The following is a 16,992-nucleotide window of genomic DNA, read 5'->3' on the forward strand; positions in this document are numbered from 1 at the left end:
GTTATTAGAACTGCATATTTTTAACGTCATTGTACGCTTCAATCGCTTTATTGCGTACTTGAATAGCTAATTCTAAAGAAAGTTGAGCTTCAGTCGTTTGAATCATGACATTATGTAAATTATCTACATCACCTGTAATCAATCCTGTAATAGCATTATCTGACGCTGCTTGTTGACCATTTAAACTTTCCATAGTTTGGCTCAATACGTTCTCAAAAGCTTGTGCTTCACCTGTTCCATTAGCCGCTGCTGCATTTGAACTTGCTAAACTATCCGTGCTTGTGATCCCGTTCAATAAACTACTGTACATTGCATCTACGTTCATTTCATTTCTCCCTCATAACAATCTTTTACGCTGACTTATTCATACTATACGCAACCACTGCGCATATTTTTCTTTCTTAACGAGCTGAAATTTCCAACGCTTTACTCAGCATACTTTTACTGGCGTTAGTGGCTGTTACATTAGCTTCATACGTACGGATCGTGTTCATCATATCCACCATTTCATCAGCCATATTGACATTGGACATCGAAACATACCCAAATTCATCTGCATCTGGGTGTGTTGGATTATATTCCATTACGATCTCGTCACTTTCTTCAATACCCGTTGCCTTAACCCCAAAGCTCTTTTGACCGATTGTTCCCGCCAAATCGGACGTTTTTTGCATCAAGCTTTCTTCAAAGACGATCGTTTTCTTTTGGTACGGTCCCCCTTCTTCTGTACGAGTCGTATTCACATTTGCGATATTACTCGAAATAGTATCCAGTTTTAATCGTTCCAAACTCAATCCGCTGCTGTTGATGCGCATAGAATCAAAAATAGACATTCTTCATTCCTCCTGTTATTTCGTGATCACACTATTCAACATAGAATACTTGGTATTCAGTTGTGTAACCAATGCGTTATAGTAAAGACTGTTTTCAGATTGATCCATCATCTCTACTTCAATATCTACATTATTGCCGTTGTCTTTGACAGTAGTGTTGGTCTTTTTCCCCACAATAGGTTGAACATTAGTTAAATCCGCAATCCCAAAATGTTGATCATCCGTTTTCGTTAATGCAAACCCATTTGATGCTTGAGTCAATAGACTCTCAAACTCCACTTTGTTGACCTTATATCCGTCCGTATTGACGTTGGCGATGTTACTGGAGATCATTTCCTGTCTCAGTTCCGAAGCATTCAATGCATTTTTGATTAATCCAAATGTTGTATCCAATAGTAAGCCTCCAGTGGAACTTATTCTTTTTAAGTTGATTTATACATTCTTTATAAGCTATTGAAAATATACCAAAAATAAAAAAGGCTGATTTTCCAGCAAAAAGCGACTTTTTAGTTAAGCAACTTTATTTTCTAGCCCACTATATATATGTATAATTATTCTTTTTGATGGTTAAACCTTTTATCATTTTTTTGAATTATGCGTAAAAAAAGAGCTTAATAATAAAATAATGCTCGTTTTCCAGTTTCCAAAACTCACTTTTATTTCCCATCATTAAACAACACGCGTATTATAAATATTCAAATTGTGTATAATTTCCTTTTTATGACAACGTCTACCTCAATCAGTTAAAGTATAAAACACCAATTATTATTTGACAACGGTATTTTTGTAATTCCTTTGTAAATCAAAGTAATTGTTTGACAACTTTTGTAACATTCAGTTTTATAAGCCGCGTTCTCTTATTAAAAATAAGTCTCCATTCCTTGATACAACAAAGAAACTACCTTTATTTTCAAGGTAGTTTCTTTGTGAATTATTTACTTTACAAAAGAATGTCTAAAATTCAACTTTTTTCGTCACAATTAGATCTCTGCCCAAGCTTCCCGAAGCTCTTCCAGCATCTCTCGATTCTTTTGAATGATCGAAATGTCTTTTGTGCGGTTGGCTTCAATTAATTTTGTCATTAAGTACTCATAAATGTCATTCAAATCTTGAGCGATTTGACCAGCTTGTTCAATGTTAAGCGTGCTAGCTAATTCAGCAATAATATTTTGAGCTTTTAATAAAGCTGTATTTGCTTGTTCTACATTCTTTTCAGCAATACTGTTTTCTGCCAGTCTAAGATTTTTGATGCACCCATCATAGAGTAGTACTACTAATTTTTTAGGGCTGGCATTTAAAATTTGATTTTGTTTATAGATATTTTGTGCATTTCGTTGTTGCATCATGATTTTATACTCCTTGTTATCTTGTTCCTGAGAGTTACATTCCTTTATCTACAAAAATAGATTGTTGAAACGATGAATAGTAGTTATTCACAATCTTATCTTTTTGATTTACTTGTTTCATTTTTTCTAAAATCGCTGTTCGATCTTGTTTGATGACAGTTAACAATTCTTGCTGAGCTTTAACAATGCTGACAACATGTTGATGCTCTATTTTGCTGTATTTCCCATTGCCTTGTCGGTTCAATCTTTCATCAACTGCTTTCAACTCAGCTAGCAAATGTCGGTTCTTTTCAATAATTTCATTAGCACTGGTACTACTACCGTCCCAAATCGTCAAGTGTTGGTAAAGTAGGTTTAGTATTTCAAAACGATCATCTTGTTTAGCTAGCATTTATTATACCTTTCTATTCTTCAGAAATTCCTAATTGGCTATTTAAATAACTCATTTGAGATTCGGCTTCCATCATTGCTACATCTAGGGCAGTGAATTGTGTAATATACCGTTCACGTTTCTTTTCTAAGCGCTCATTGAACTTTGTAATCTGTTCATCTAAATCTCCAATCATATCATCAATGGTTGCTGATTTCGTCATGATAATACCGGTTTTTTCTCCAATATATTCATTAATAAATGAAGTCATTTGTTGAGCTAACCCAGTGGTATTTTTTTCTCCAGTACTTTTCCCCGAGGCATCTAAAACAGGTTCTTCTTTAAAAAAGAAATTTTGCACATCATTGGAATTTTCTGCTAAAGCTTCTTTCAATTTAGTTGTATCTAAAGTAGCTTTTCCATACCGATCTACTTCTACACCTAAGTCTGACAGTCCTCTTATTGATTGGTTGGCATCTTTAGATGAAGAAGTAACTAATGAACGAAGTTGTGACTGTAGACGCATTAATGAACTGTCTCCAGCTAAAGCTCCAGTAGTGTTTCCTTCCGCAGCAGGGTTTCCAACATCTAATTGCGTATCAATAAAAGACATCACTGAATTGTATTGATCTACAAATTCTTGAACAGCTTTCGTTGTTTTTTCGGCATCTTCTACTACTTTAACTGTGCTAACTGAACCAGCTTCACTTACACTCACCAAATCAAAAGTTAGCCCTTCAACTGCGTCAGTTATACTATTGGTATTTCGTTCCATCTCAATACCGTTTACAGATAACTTAGCTGATTGCCCTAAAACAGTTGATACACCTTCTAGTCCTAGTTTACTTGTTAATGACTCTTCTCCTGAAATTTGATTTGTATTCGTTATTTCGATTGTACGTTCGCCCATATCAGAATCCATTAAAACAAGTCGATTATCGATTATTGAAGCTGTCAGTCCAGATTTTGTTTCCTTAGCCGTTTCGTTAACTTTAGTAACGATATCTTTGATTGAGTCCCCTTCAGCAATATCAATAGAAAATGATTTACTATCAGGATTTTCTGCATCTTTACTATTAGCAGTTGTTAAAGTCAACGTTCCAGATAATGATAAGGCTTCTGTACTTTTTTTCCCTGTTAGAGCACTAATAGTCCCAGAAGTAACTTGACTTGAAGTCGCTAATCTTTGAACAGATACTTTATAGACTCCTTCAACGGAGTTAGTGTTAGCAGTTACCTTAACAGTTTTTTCGTTGCTGTTACTGACTGTTTTGGAATCAAATGTTTCAGCTGCTTTTAGAGCATCAAATTTTTTATATAATGTATCCAAACGTGTATTAATATCTTTCCAAGCATTTTTCTCATTTGTTAATTCGGTCTGTTGATTTGTATATTGAGTTAACTTCCCTGATTCAGCTTGAATTAATTGATCAATTGTATCCATTGTAATTCCTGAATATGTTCCCATAATACTTACACTGCTTGTCATTATTTATCCCCTCATTACTCTTGATTATCCACTACAAGTCCAACTCGTTTCCAAATTTCAGCTACCATATCCAACATTTTTTCTGGTGGAATTTCTTTAATAACTTCATTCGACTCAGTATCAATTAATTTCACCATAATTCTCTCAGTTCCTTCATGTATTTTATACTGAAACTGTGTATTTACTCCCAGAAGGTGTTCATTTATCTTATTCACTGCTTTTTCAAGTTCTTCATTTGCAACATTCTCTTCTGCTTCATCATATTGGAGCTGCATTTCATTTGAGTCGTTTTTAGAAACAAAAGAACGTATTTGATCATTATTAGAAATAGCTGTGACAGGCTTACTTGATTGAATAGAATAATTTTCTATCACACTTTACACCTCCACCATGATGAAAAAGAAGAGTTACCTTCTTTATCTTAAATGCTTTTCACATATTTTTCAACTTACCAATAATAAGCCGACAAAAGTCGGCTTATTATTAGTTCGTTTATATTGAATAGATTATTGTAATAATTGTAAAACACTTTGCGGCATTTGGTTTGCTTGTGCCAACATTGAAGTTGCTGCAGATGAAAGAATATTTGATTTAGTAAAGTTCATCATTTCTTCAGCCATATCAACGTCACGAATACGTGAGTTTGCTTCAGACAAGTTTTCTTTTGATGTTGTTAAATTGTTGATCGTGTGGTCCAAACGGTTTTGTTGTGCCCCGAATGTCGCACGTGCGTCTGAAACATTTGTTATAGCTTTGTCTAACATGTCAATGTTACCTTGAGCTGCTGTAACAGAGGATTTAGCATCTATTTCTTGTGCATCTGTAATTTTCTTTACTTCTCCTATAGCAGTATCTAGAGTTGTTTTAGCGGCCTCTGATGCTGTGGTATTCCCAGCAGTTTTATCAGTCTCAAGAGCTTCATTATAAGCTGTCTGTTTTACTTTTACATCTTCCTCTAGTTCCTTCAAAGTTTTTCCAGCTGTTTTTAAAGCTGCATCAGTATCTGTTGTGACTGCTGTTTTGTTTTTATCTGCTCCAGCAATAGTTTTGAAGCTTGCGTCAATTGTTTCAATTGTTAGAGCTTTATCAGATGAATTTGCTCCAATTTGGATATTTAGATCTCTTGCTCCTGCAAGTAGTGAAATACCGTTAAACTTAGTATCTGAAGAGATACGATCTATTTCTGTCGATAATTGTTCCATTTCGGCATCGATAGCTTTTCTGTCATCTAATGAGTTCGTATCATTGGAAGCTTGAACAGATAGGTCACGCATACGGTTTAAAATGCTATGGGTTTCGTTTAGAGCACCTTCAGCTGTTTGGATCAATGAAATACCGTCTTGTGCGTTACGAGTTGCTTGAGTCAAGCCACTGATTTGATTTTTCATTTTTTCTGAGATAGATAATCCAGCTGCATCGTCTCCCGCTTTGTTGATGCGTAAGCCTGATGATAACTTAGCTAAAGAATTAGCTTTTGATGCATTTGCTGAATTCAAACGTGAATAAGTATTTGCTGCTGCTGTGTTTGTATTGATTCTCATTATATAATTCCTCCTAAGATAATTGTCGAAGTTCGCGTCTTCAAAATCTATATCGGTCATTCATTTTAGTAGTTAAGTATTTTTTATTTTTTTATGCTATAAATTTAAAATTATTGAAGTTCGCGTCTTCAAAGACTATATCGGAGGAATAGCTACTTCATTAAGGGGTTATTTTAAAAAAATTGTAGATAATCTAGAATAGAAAGAACTAATTTTTCTCATGACTGCCTTGAATCATTCAAGATTGAATAAACTATTCTTGTTTTTAATAACACACTTCTTTTTTTCTACTTTCATTTGGTAAACTAGTGCTAGAATAACTAGTATAGCTATTATAAAAAATTGATATTTTTAGGAGAGATGGAATGGCAGCTATGGATGAACAGACAGCGTTTAGTGAACTTATCAAGGCAGCTGAAAAAAACGGTCTTGTATGTATCGAAGATTTTTTCAGTTTACATGATGTAAGACAGCAACAGAACACACAAGGGAGCGTCAATACAGAAAAATTTATCTAGCGTCATCTCCCTAATCGAGAAATTGTTTTAAACATCGGCGTCTTTAGAATAGTCAAAACAAATGACACATCTATGAAGCTGGACAAGAACTTGATACTGAAACAGCAACTGAAACATACATTCATGATTTACTTGAAAAGAATCAAAAACACTATTTTATTAGTCCAGCCATTGAAGCACGTATTATCCTAAATCCTTACACTTTCTTACAAAAACTTCATGCAAAACTTAAAATGGAAACCATTCATGCAATAAACTCAGAGACCGAGCAGATTAAGCATGACTTTCCACACTCTCAAGCCTATAAACAACAGTCAGAAATACAGTCAGCAACTACTCAGGCTTTTTCAAATTTTCAAAAAAAGAAAGATTTATTTTTTTATCGAGGACAAAGTAGCATTAACTATTCCTTACTTCCGAGTATATACAGAAACGGTTTAATCAACCACGAGAGTCAGATGAACAATCAATTAATATCCACTTCCAATCAAGATTTCTTAAACATCCATCGTCATGTGGACGGTCTACGGAAAATGCAACATTACGGAATGCCTACTAGATTAATAGATATCACTTCGAACCCATTAATCGGTTTATATTTTGCTATTTCAGGAAGTCCTAATCGAGACGGTGAATTTATTATGTTCGATGTACAAGACAATAAAATTAAAACGAACCATAGCGATACCGTTGAAATTCTTAGCGCATTGGCTGCAATAGATGCTACTAAAAAGCAAGAACTCTTTAAAGTTTCTGAAGAATTCAGCAAGAAATTTAACGTTTCTAATGACAACTCGAAAGAAGTTATTTCTGAATTCAATCAAACGGGTCCTGTAAAATATTTATTGCATGAAATCCGGTCAACTGTGGGAGATTTTGAACCCATTATCGATCCTCATCATCTAACCCAAGCCTTTTTTGTCAGTACACATATAGACAATCCAAGAATCAATAACCAAAACGGCTCTTTCATTATTACTAGTTTATATGATATGAAGGATGATTTCTTAGATTCACCAACCAACGGAATCAAATCCTCCATTGAACAGTATAGAGTCAAACAAGGCAATAAAGTTATCCGATACATCATTCCTTCTGCCTTAAAGAAATTTATAAAAATTGAATTAGCCAATTTAGGCATTAATGATCATCACATTCACCCCGATCTTGAACATGCAGCGACTTATATTAAAGGACAATACTCAGAATAATTGGATAGTAAAGACCCCGAAATGCTTAGAATTCAATCTAAGCTTTTCGGGGTCTCTTTTTATAGTCTAAATAACAAAAAGACTATCTTTTTACAGATAGTCTAAAATGCTTGTAGATAAAATTTTTGTTCCCATTGCTAATGATGCTTGATAAGCTGTTTGTTCCATGGTGTACTCCATGAATTTCTCAGCTAAATCAATGTCTTGTTTGCCTGAAAGCATGGTTTCTAAGTTTAGGTTCTCTGATATATTGCGTTCTTTAGAGGCTTCCAATCGGTTAAAAATAGCTCCGTTTTCTGCACGTTGTGTCACAATATTATCAATATTATTGTCTGCTCTTTCAAGTAAGTTTCCTGATAAAGCCTCTACATCATCTGTATTTAAAGCTGTTAATACATCCGCTAAGAAAATACCCAAGTTATCCGAGCCTTCCGCAGTAACTTGTTCATTCATCAGAGCCGAACCGTCTGTTTTGAGTTCAATTTGAACTCCTTGAGCAATTCTTCGAGGTAGATTATCAGACGTTCCTGCATAATCAATACCGGTCATATTTCCATCTGCATCTTTTGCAATACTAAAAGGTTTTTCTGTAGTATTCATGCCCGAAAAGATATATTTCCCACCAAAATTTGTGTTCAATGCATCTGTCATGGTTTGAATTTCAGCTTCAACTTCTGCTTTTACGATTTGGCGGTCTCCACTATTCATCGTATCTGTACCAGCTTGTTGAATCAGCGTACGGATTCTAGATAAAGATTCGGTGACTGAACTATAAGCTGAATCTTGCATATTTGAAAAATCAATTGAATCTTCAATAGTAACCATATATTCTTCATTTTGAATGATACTGTTGTTCAAATCCATGATTTGTGAAACCAACATGGGGTCATCTGAAGATTTGCTAACTTCTTTCAAGGAAGACAATTGTTGTTGTGTTTTAGACACACGAGCTAAATTATCTTGTAAGCTGCTAAGAAAACTAGAAGACATGTAAGAATCTGTTATACGCATTATTCATTATACCCCCGTTCTATTGATCAAAGTATCCAGCATTTCAGAAATGACTGAAATCATTCTGGAATTGGCTTGAAAAGCACTTTGGTGCTGGATCATGCTGACAACTTCTTCATTGATGGAAACACCTGAAATCGATTGACGGCGTTGATCAAGTAATTGCACTAAATCTTTTTGGCTGGCTGCCATGTTATCTGATTGTTGTTTAGAAATCCCTACTTCTGTCACAATATCGTTGTACCCATTAACAACTGAAGTACCGTTTTCTTCATCTATAATCGCCATAGTTTCTTCATCATACGTAAAAGTAGTATCTGAAGAATAAACCAATTTCGTGTTTTGCAAGTCTGCAATCGCTTGTGCCCTAGTACCGTCACCTGCAACTACTGTTTCGTCTAATGATTTACCAGAATTTATGTTTTCAGGGTTTTCCACCAGATCTGCACTTACAGAAATATTCTTAGCATAATTGGTATCCGTATCCGTTCCTAAATAAAAGAACATTTCTCCATTTTCTTCTCCGCCACTATGTATTGCGTTCACAGCACTAGCAAATGTATAAGCAAAATCATTCAAGTTTTCTACTTGGTGATTCACTTCCGCTAACGCCTCTTGAGAACCTTTAGCTGATCCACTAGTCAACACAACTTCTTTCGGATTATCTCCAGCCAGAACAATCTTTCCTTCTGGGTTCGGTTCTTCAGCAACTGCTAATTTTTGCATATTTGTTGGCGATAATAAAACTTCATCGCCGATGCTTACTGTAGCTTGGCGCATTTCATCGAACTGAACATCCACACCTGCTAAGCCGCTTAACTCACCTAGCAATGCATCTTGTTTATCCAACAAGTCGTTAGGTGCTTGTCCGCTTGACATAGAATAAGAGATTTGTTTATTCAAAGAATTCAATTGCTCTAATTTGCTGTTGAAGTCTTTTACATCTTGTTCAATATTTTTTATGGTACCTGTTTGCAGACTTTCCAATTGAGTCGACATATGGTTCAAAGTATCTGTCATAGTTTCTGAATTTTGAACCACCATTGTTTTAGCTGTTGCCACTTCTGGATTTGATCCCAGATAAGTCCAAGAAGCAAATACTTCACTTAAGTTGTTGCTCAAGCCAGTTGTCGAAGGCTCATTAAAGATTGCTTCTAGTTGAGCTAAAGCTTCTGATTTCGTATCAAACATTTCAAGACTGCTGTTTTCATTTCTCAATTGTTCAACGACAGCGTCATCCACTACGCGAATAATTCCTGAAATACGCACACCAGTACCTAGTTGACCCACACCCGATTTGTTGAAGGGGTTGTTGGTTTCCATAGTGACTTTTTGCTTGGAATAGCCGTCTGTACCCGCATTTGCGACATTATGGCTGATTGTTTGCAGCACAGTTTGAGCAGCAGTCATACCTGATGTTGCTGAATTTAATGATCCAAATAATCCGGACATTTTTCCACCTCTTGTTTTTCTATAGGGATTGATTGATTAAAGTTGCTTGTTCATTGCCTTTGTAATAGCCTTTTTTTGAATACGTATTGCCTGAATTTTTCACTGTTTTCGTGATGGCTTTCAATACCGTTTCTTGGAATTGTAAGGCTGTTTTTGTCAGCATCAAGTTGGTTTCTTGCAATTGTTTAATTTCAGCTAAAGGCGCTTTTAGTGACGCGTCGTCGAATGAAGCTGGCGTCAACGTTTCTAAGATTTCTAGAAACGTTTGCTTTTGAGTGACGATTTCGACTACTTTTTCAGCATCGTTATGAATCAAAGCCTCTTTTTCACTTTTCAACAAATCTACAAATTCTGTCAGCAAGTTGAAAATACTCTTTTGTTGGCTCATTCTTCAATACCTTTTCGTTGTTGACCTATCTCAGCAGTCATGTTATCCGCGATCTTTTCTGGTGATACTTCATAGGTACCATTTAAAACAGCTTGTTTGATCGCTTGAACTTTTTCACTAAACACAACATTGTTGTTTGCTTCTGCAACTTGTTTAGCAGCATCAGAGATGTCTACTTTTACAGCATCTTCATTTACCGTTTGCGATTGATCTTGAATTTTTTTATTTTGAGTGTTTTCTTTATTGTAGCGGAGATTATTATTCACATATTGGTTGTAACCATTATTGATTTTCATGTCTCCAGCTCCTTTCTATTTATCCGTTAGGTTATTATCCAGTTGATTCGTGTCTTTTATGACTTTCAAAAGTTATATCGGACAGTTCCTTTAAATATTAACCCATTTACTGAAATTTATAAATGAAATCTTTTGTGACACATTGACAAACGAGGTAAAAGACAATCAACAAGGTGAGTTTCAAGGGTTGAGTTTCCTTTACTTTACGACTACTCATTGTACTAATTGCAAAAAGCTAGAATGGTAATTTAGTCTCTTTCTATTCAATCTATCAGCGTTCCTCAAAGTACTTCACATCAATAGTAATTCTTTATCTGACTTATCACTCCTATTTTAGACCTCACAAGTAAGATAAAAGTTAGTTTCCTGACTTGTGAGGGTAATTTTTCTCCCTACAAGTCAGGTATAGATGTTTAACCTGACTTGTCGCTTCAATTTCGCACTTCACAAGTCAGTTAAAAGTTGTTTTTGTTAGTTCTGCTGACAAAATGGATCATCAAATAAAATAAGCCTTGATAAAAAGTATCGCTACTTCTCATCAAGACTTATTTTTAGGGTTCTTCATCATCTAATATTGTTAGAAAGTTCTGTAGCGAGCTTTGGTTAGTCGCTCGCTAGTTTAAGTGCTTCACACGTTGTTCTTTACTCAAGATATTCGTAATTCGAATTCCGAAGCTTTCGTTGATGACGACTACTTCGCCTTCAGCGATCAATTTGCCATTGACATAAATTTCCAATGGCTCGTCAGTCATTTTGTTTAATTCGACCACTGAACCTGTTCCTAGTGACAAGATGTCTTTGATCGTTTTGCGGCTTTCGCCTAGTACGACGCTGAAATCAAGGGGAACATCCATGATCAAGTCCAAGTTGTTCGTCGCTTTTTCTGAATCTTTGGCGCTTAATTCAGGAAATTGGGGTTTAGATACAGATACTTTTTCAGTTGGTTGTGCAGGTTGTGATTCCACAACTGGAGCTTGTTCCACTTTTGCCGCTTGAGGCTGAGGCCGATCTTGAAGCACTTCAGCTGTATCATTCATCACGAGACTTTCAATCAACTTCACTGTATCCAAAGTAAAGACTTGCATGATCTCACTATGTAAGATACCTTCTACGTCTAAATCAAACGCAATTTTACATACTACTCCTGTATTATTGATCAATTCTTCATGAGCATCCAAATTGTCTTCATTCAGGACGATGACATTTGGCGGTAAAATATCGATGGCCCGTCCTAACATAGTTGCCATGGCTGTAGAAGCTGATCCGATCATTTGATTCATGGCTTCTTTAACGGCGCTCAATTCCAACTCGGTTAATTCTTCCGATTGAACATCTCCGCTTCCGCCCATCATCAAGTCGGCGATCACAGCAGAATCGTTCACATCGATCATCAATAAATTCGTTCCTACTAAGCCTTCTTTAAACTCAACCGTAGTTGCTACTTTTGGAGTAGCAGACTCCTCAATGATCTGTTTAAAAGTCGTTGTCGAAACACGTGGCGTCGTGATCTTAACTTGATGATTTAAATTTGTCGATAAGGTAGTTGCCGCTTGCGACATAGAGATATTTCCGACTTCACCAATGATGTCCAGTTGATCTTTAGTCAACGATTCAACTGGCTCCTCTGCTGAAGCTGAGCTGTTTCCATTTAGCAACATATCGATTTCTTCTTGGGATAATGCTTCACTCATTAGCTTGTTTCTCCTCCAATATTTTCTAGTACTTCAACTGCCAAGTTTTTGCCATGCAATCCAGGTTTCACCAGATAAGAAGGTAAATTCTCAACAGACATTACCAGCGGTTGAGAAGTTTTTCCATCTAATTGAATAATGTCTCCCACTTCCAATTGCAAAAAGTTGTCTAACGTCATTTGTGTTTTTCCAAGCATTACTTCCGTATTGACTTGGACCGCTTGTAAGTTGTTTTCCAACTTTTCATTGTCCAGATCGCTATTTCCTTTTTCAGTATGGAACCAATTTCGGAAACTTAATTTGTCCAAGATTTTTTCAAAGAAAACATACGGTATGCACAAGTTCATAAATGACTGATTTCCCAACAGGGTTACTGTAAACGTGGTCAATACAACTGGTTCATTTGGCGACATACTTTGCAGCAATTGCGGATTTGTTTCCATCGCTTCTAGTTCAGTATCCAATTCTATGATACCTGCCCATGACGTTTTAAACGCTTTTTTAAAACTTAGAGAAACTTCTTCTAAAATAGCTAATTCGATTTCTGTAAAGCTTTCTTTTTCTAAGAAGTCTTTGCTTTCAATAATTTCTGAACTGCCGCACAACAATTCGATCATCTGCAACGTTACTTGCGGATTCAGTTCTACCACTTGTACCCCTTCTAAAGGATTCGAGTGGAACACGTTCATCCAAGTAAAACGAGGCACAGAATGGATAAACTCTTCAAAACTGACTTGTTCGATAGAAGCCAATTGAAGAGAAACATTACTGCGTACTTGAGTAGTCAATTGATTTCCCACGATCTTAGCAAATTCCTCAAAAATCATGGTCAGAGTGCTTATGTATTCTTTCGAAAGGCGAACTGGTCGCTTGAAATCATAGGCTTTTATTTTTGGTTTCTCAGCTTCTTCAAGTTCTTCTGAATCGATTTCCCCACTTTGCACGGCTTCCAATAAGGAGTCAATTTCTTGCTGTGATAAGACTTGTTTCACTATTCTCCCTCACTTTTAGGTAATAAAGCATCCAAGTTAAGAACACTAACGATCTTATCTTTAATAGAAACCACTCCAGAAACTTTTCCTTGAGAGCTGTTGTCTGCAAGTTCAATATCAGCGGTATCTATATTGGTTACTTCTTCCACACTATCAACCATTAAAGCGATTTTCCCTTTTTCAGTCGATAAAATGATGGTCCTATTGTAGCACAAATCTTCTCCTGTGAGATCGGGATACAGCAATTGTTGAAAATTGATCAAAGTTAGGACTTCGCCTCGCAGATTGATTAGTCCTTGTACCCATTCTGGTGCAGTAGGTACAGGAGTCCAAGTTAATTGTTGCGTAATTTCTTCCACATTTTTGGATTCAATGGCATAGTAGTTCTCTTTTATCGTAAACATCACAATTTGCATTCTTGTTCAACTCCAATTATTGAGTGACTTTGTCTAACGCTTGGATCACACGTCCTGTATCAAATGGTTTAACAATAAAGTCCAAGGCTCCGGCACGGATAGCGTCCATAACCATTGATTGCTGCCCCATCGCACTGCACATCACAACTTTAGCATTGGCGTCAAAGGCTTTGATGCCTTTTAATGCGTCTACTCCGTCCATTTCCGGCATAGTGATGTCCATTGTAACGATATCCGGATTTTCAGCTTTGTATTTTTCGATTGCATCGGCACCGTTTTCAGCCTCCGCTACCACAGTGTAACCATTTTTCTCCAAGATATCTTTCAATTTCATGCGCATAAATGCCGCGTCGTCTACAATCAGTACTCGTTTTGTCATTTTTTATTTCCCCTTTCAAACTCCTAATAAACTAAATAATTTCTCTAATACACCGGGTTTTGGAACGAAATACAAAGCTGCTTCCATTCGTTCGCCCATATAATAAAATTCATTTTTTAAAATTAATATCGTGTCATCGTATTGTCCGCTTTCCATATAGACACTACTTACTATGGCGCCAAACATGTCTTGTGTCAATAAAGGAATGGATGTCAATAAGTTAATATCCAACAGTTTTGTTACAGAATTTAAAAATGAATTGACTAAAATGTTAGCCAGCTCTTTTAAGGCCGAGTTGATCATCTCAGGACTAGCTGCTGCATCATCTGGCAACATGATAGAAGCTACGTGATTCATATCCTCTTCCAGCCCCACCAGCAAGAAGACGCCTTCCGCTTGTCCGATCATTCTCGTCATCACTGCATCAACGATCGTTTCTTCTGACATGACTTGTTGATACAAATCATCGTAAGCCAATACTTCAATTACCGGCACTGTCATTTGAACCGGCTTATTGATCAGCTGAGACAAACTTGTGGCCGCATTCCCGCCCCCAATGTTGATCACTTCTTTTAACGCATCTAGCTGTACACTATTAAACTCGGATGGCATTTTGAACACCTTGACTTTCATTGGTGATGGCTGTTACATCTAGAATCAACACGATTTCGCCATTTCCTAGAATAGTAGCTCCTGAATAGCTAGTCACGTTGGCCAATTCTTTCCCTAGATCTTTGATCACGATTTCTTGTTGCTTGATAACATCATCGATCATCAAAGCAAAACGATTCTCTCCTAATTTGACTATAATCAAATAGGGTTCCGGTGTGTCAACTTCTTGAACATTCAATACATTCGTTAAACGGATGACTGGAGTGGCTCCTCCTTTAGTATAAACTTCTTGTTGATACGTTTGGATGATCTCGCCTGGATCTGGACTCACTACTTTTTCAATAATCCCTTGAGGAATCGCAAATGTACTTTCTCCAACTTTAATCAATAATGAATCGATGATTGATAAGGTCAATGGCAAATTGATTTTAAATGTCGTTCCTTGATTGATCGCACTAATGATTTCTATGTTTCCGCCTAAAGAATGGATTTTTTGTTGCACTACATCCATTCCGACTCCTCTACCAGAAATTCCGGTAACTGTTTTAGCCGTTGAAAAACCTGGATGGAAAATCAAATGTTGGATCTCGGAATCGGTAAGTCCTGCAGTAGATATGCCTTTACGTTCAGCACTTTCTTTGATAGCTTGAGGATCTAGTCCTTTTCCGTCATCTCGCACCGTCAATACGACACGATTTCCTTCTTGATAAGCCGCAATTTGGATCAATCCAGCAGAATCTTTTCCAAGTTCTTGACGTCTGTCCGGCATTTCTACTCCATGGTCGGCAGCGTTTCGGATCAAATGGATCAACGGTTCGCCTAACTCGGAAACAACTGTCCGATCCAGCTCCGTTTCTCCGCCATCAATCACTAAATTGAATTTTTTGCCTAAATCATTTCCTAAATCACGAATCATCCTAGGGAAATTCGTCATCACCGTGCTGACGGGCTGCAGACGGATTTTTAATACTAGATCCTGCAATTCAGTCGTGATTCGAGCAAATTGCTCTAACGGTTCATCCATTTCTTTGATGTGGTTATCTTGACTGATGCTCTCCAAACGAGTTCGGTAAATCAACAATTCTGACACGGCATTCAAAAAATCGTCCAGTTTAGTGATGTCTACACGAACGGTATGATTGGCATGAACAGCTTTTGCTGTACTTTTTTTCTTGGTTTCTTTTTTAGTTTCCTTCACTTCTTCTACTGTTTCAACTTCAACTCGTTCTTCTTGAACTTGAATTTCATTTGAAATGATATCACTTTTTTCAAAGTGTTTGACTAAGACATCTTCAATTTCACTGTTGTTCAGCGCAGCTTCTTTGACTGTTTCAGCATTTGCTTGTGTCAACAGCACTACTTTGAAAATAGAACCAAAATCTTCTTTTTCTAGTGTTTCTGGATCTGGTTCAGAATAGAGTACTTCCCCTTGTTGGTCTATTTTGCTCATCACGAGAAATACGCGGGCATTTTTCATCCCACTGGTTTCTTCGATTTTAACCGTTACTACAAAGGCTTGGTAGCCATCTGCAGCCGCACTTTCAATGACTGAGACATCGGATTCATCGATAAAATGCAGTTGAGAATTGAAGTTATCATCTTTTTCTGCAGCTGGTTGGTCAATAGTTGAAGCAACTGATCCTCCTTCAGAAACTGCGTTCAGACGTCCCACTAGTTCAGCTACGTCTAAATCTCCTTCGCCGCCTTCTCGTAAATCTTCCACAATGGCGGATATAGAATCCAAACAGTCAAAAATAAGTCCAATGGATTGAGAATCTGCTTTGATCGTTTCTTTCTTTAATAAATCAAATACGTTTTCCATTTTATGTGTCAGTTTAGCTAATGAGTCATATCCCATTGTGCCAGCCATTCCTTTTAATGTATGAGCGGAACGGAACATCTCATTCATAATATCTTGATTATCTGGATCATTTTCTAATTCCAACACACAATCATTCAAACTTTGGATATGTGCATCCGATTCTTCGAAAAACAATTCAAGGTATTTACTATTGTCATCCATTGAATCCCCTCCTCGTATAATATATTTGTTCTGTTACTAGATGTGTCTTTCGAGCTTGAGCAAGCGACCTACGCATCCTAGTTCTAGTTGAGCTGTGGTCGCTAGACACTCGAGAAAAAGATAAATTCAATTGAGGATAAAGAGCATCCTCATTTGAATTTCCTATTTTCTTGTCGTGTCTATCAAGCGACCTACGCATCCTGGTTTAGTTGAGCTGCGGTCGCTAGACACTCGAGAAAAAGATAAATTCAATTGAGGATAAAGAGCATCCTCATTTGAATTTCCTATTTTCTTGTCGTGTCTATCAAGCAACCTACGCATCCTGGTTTAGTTGAGCTGCGGTCGCTAGACACTCGAGAAAAAGATAAATTCAATTGAGGATAAAGAGCATCCTCATTTGAATTTCCTATTTTCTTGTCGTGTC

The 16,992-nt window shown here is 36.7% G+C and carries 20 protein-coding genes; 2 read left to right on the plus strand and 18 right to left on the minus strand.

Annotated elements, in window-relative coordinates:
- Positions 1-4: 4 nt before the first annotated feature.
- From fliE to ACEN4I_RS01845, 8 genes are all read right to left on the minus strand, one after another.
- Positions 5-325: a flagellar hook-basal body complex protein FliE gene (gene fliE, locus ACEN4I_RS01810; protein WP_407096149.1), complete on the minus strand. Its 321-nt coding sequence runs from the start codon at positions 323-325 to the stop codon at positions 5-7.
- 76 nt (positions 326-401) lie between these two features.
- Complete coding sequence (gene flgC / locus ACEN4I_RS01815; RefSeq protein WP_407096150.1) at positions 402-833, minus strand: flagellar basal body rod protein FlgC; 432 nt, start codon at positions 831-833, stop codon at positions 402-404.
- A gap of 15 nt (positions 834-848) precedes the next feature.
- On the minus strand, positions 849-1,226 hold the full coding sequence (gene flgB, locus ACEN4I_RS01820; RefSeq protein WP_407096151.1) for a flagellar basal body rod protein FlgB: 378 nt from the start codon (positions 1,224-1,226) through the stop codon (positions 849-851).
- A 587-nt stretch (positions 1,227-1,813) separates the two neighbouring features.
- The gene (fliS, locus tag ACEN4I_RS01825; protein WP_407096152.1) at positions 1,814-2,179 is read right to left on the minus strand and encodes a flagellar export chaperone FliS; all 366 of its coding nucleotides are present in this window, start codon (positions 2,177-2,179) and stop codon (positions 1,814-1,816) included.
- Positions 2,180-2,213: 34 nt separating this feature from the next.
- Entirely contained in the window at positions 2,214-2,570 is a 357-nt protein-coding gene (locus tag ACEN4I_RS01830) for a hypothetical protein (protein WP_407096153.1), read from the minus strand.
- A gap of 13 nt (positions 2,571-2,583) precedes the next feature.
- On the minus strand, positions 2,584-4,038 hold the full coding sequence (fliD, locus tag ACEN4I_RS01835; protein WP_407101984.1) for a flagellar filament capping protein FliD: 1,455 nt from the start codon (positions 4,036-4,038) through the stop codon (positions 2,584-2,586).
- A 14-nt stretch (positions 4,039-4,052) separates the two neighbouring features.
- The gene (locus ACEN4I_RS01840) at positions 4,053-4,412 is read right to left on the minus strand and encodes a flagellar protein FlaG (protein ID WP_407096155.1); all 360 of its coding nucleotides are present in this window, start codon (positions 4,410-4,412) and stop codon (positions 4,053-4,055) included.
- Between the two features lie 132 nt (positions 4,413-4,544).
- Positions 4,545-5,579, minus strand: a complete 1,035-nt coding sequence (locus ACEN4I_RS01845) for a flagellin (protein ID WP_407101986.1) — start codon at positions 5,577-5,579, stop codon at positions 4,545-4,547.
- A gap of 365 nt (positions 5,580-5,944) precedes the next feature.
- On the opposite strand from ACEN4I_RS01845, the gene ACEN4I_RS01850 reads away from it, so the two are divergent.
- Complete coding sequence (locus ACEN4I_RS01850; RefSeq protein ID WP_407096157.1) at positions 5,945-6,097, plus strand: hypothetical protein; 153 nt, start codon at positions 5,945-5,947, stop codon at positions 6,095-6,097.
- 233 nt (positions 6,098-6,330) lie between these two features.
- Entirely contained in the window at positions 6,331-7,308 is a 978-nt protein-coding gene (locus ACEN4I_RS01855) for an FRG domain-containing protein (protein WP_407101989.1), read from the plus strand.
- Between the two features lie 90 nt (positions 7,309-7,398).
- On the opposite strand, the gene ACEN4I_RS01860 is transcribed toward ACEN4I_RS01855, so the two are convergent.
- From ACEN4I_RS01860 to ACEN4I_RS01905, 10 genes are all read right to left on the minus strand, one after another.
- Positions 7,399-8,319, minus strand: a complete 921-nt coding sequence (locus ACEN4I_RS01860) for a flagellin (protein ID WP_407096159.1) — start codon at positions 8,317-8,319, stop codon at positions 7,399-7,401.
- 6 nt (positions 8,320-8,325) lie between these two features.
- Positions 8,326-9,771, minus strand: coding sequence for a flagellar hook-associated protein FlgK (gene flgK / locus ACEN4I_RS01865; RefSeq protein ID WP_407101991.1), 1,446 nt, complete (start codon positions 9,769-9,771; stop codon positions 8,326-8,328).
- 19 nt (positions 9,772-9,790) lie between these two features.
- Positions 9,791-10,159, minus strand: coding sequence for a flagellar motor switch protein (locus tag ACEN4I_RS01870; RefSeq protein ID WP_407096161.1), 369 nt, complete (start codon positions 10,157-10,159; stop codon positions 9,791-9,793).
- Positions 10,156-10,455, minus strand: coding sequence for a flagellar biosynthesis anti-sigma factor FlgM (gene flgM / locus ACEN4I_RS01875; protein WP_407096162.1), 300 nt, complete (start codon positions 10,453-10,455; stop codon positions 10,156-10,158). Before flgM ends, ACEN4I_RS01870 begins: the two co-directional genes overlap by 4 nt.
- 614 nt (positions 10,456-11,069) lie before the next feature.
- Positions 11,070-12,146, minus strand: coding sequence for a flagellar motor switch phosphatase FliY (fliY, locus tag ACEN4I_RS01880; protein WP_407096163.1), 1,077 nt, complete (start codon positions 12,144-12,146; stop codon positions 11,070-11,072).
- Positions 12,146-13,138: a flagellar motor switch protein FliM gene (gene fliM, locus ACEN4I_RS01885; protein ID WP_407101993.1), complete on the minus strand. Its 993-nt coding sequence runs from the start codon at positions 13,136-13,138 to the stop codon at positions 12,146-12,148. The genes fliY and fliM overlap by 1 nt, the downstream gene beginning before the upstream one ends.
- Entirely contained in the window at positions 13,138-13,554 is a 417-nt protein-coding gene (locus tag ACEN4I_RS01890) for a chemotaxis protein CheW (protein ID WP_407101995.1), read from the minus strand. The genes fliM and ACEN4I_RS01890 overlap by 1 nt, the downstream gene beginning before the upstream one ends.
- Before the next feature lie 16 nt (positions 13,555-13,570).
- Positions 13,571-13,933 (minus strand): response regulator, encoded by a 363-nt coding sequence (locus ACEN4I_RS01895; RefSeq protein WP_407096166.1) that lies wholly within the window; start codon positions 13,931-13,933, stop codon positions 13,571-13,573.
- A 15-nt stretch (positions 13,934-13,948) separates the two neighbouring features.
- Positions 13,949-14,545: a chemotaxis protein CheC gene (locus ACEN4I_RS01900; RefSeq protein ID WP_407096167.1), complete on the minus strand. Its 597-nt coding sequence runs from the start codon at positions 14,543-14,545 to the stop codon at positions 13,949-13,951.
- Positions 14,529-16,568 (minus strand): chemotaxis protein CheA, encoded by a 2,040-nt coding sequence (locus tag ACEN4I_RS01905; RefSeq protein WP_407101997.1) that lies wholly within the window; start codon positions 16,566-16,568, stop codon positions 14,529-14,531. Before ACEN4I_RS01905 ends, ACEN4I_RS01900 begins: the two co-directional genes overlap by 17 nt.
- Between the last annotated feature and the right edge of the window lie 424 nt (positions 16,569-16,992).

This window comes from Desemzia sp. FAM 23990, from assembly GCF_045528485.1.
Lineage (GTDB): Bacteria > Bacillota > Bacilli > Lactobacillales > Carnobacteriaceae > Desemzia.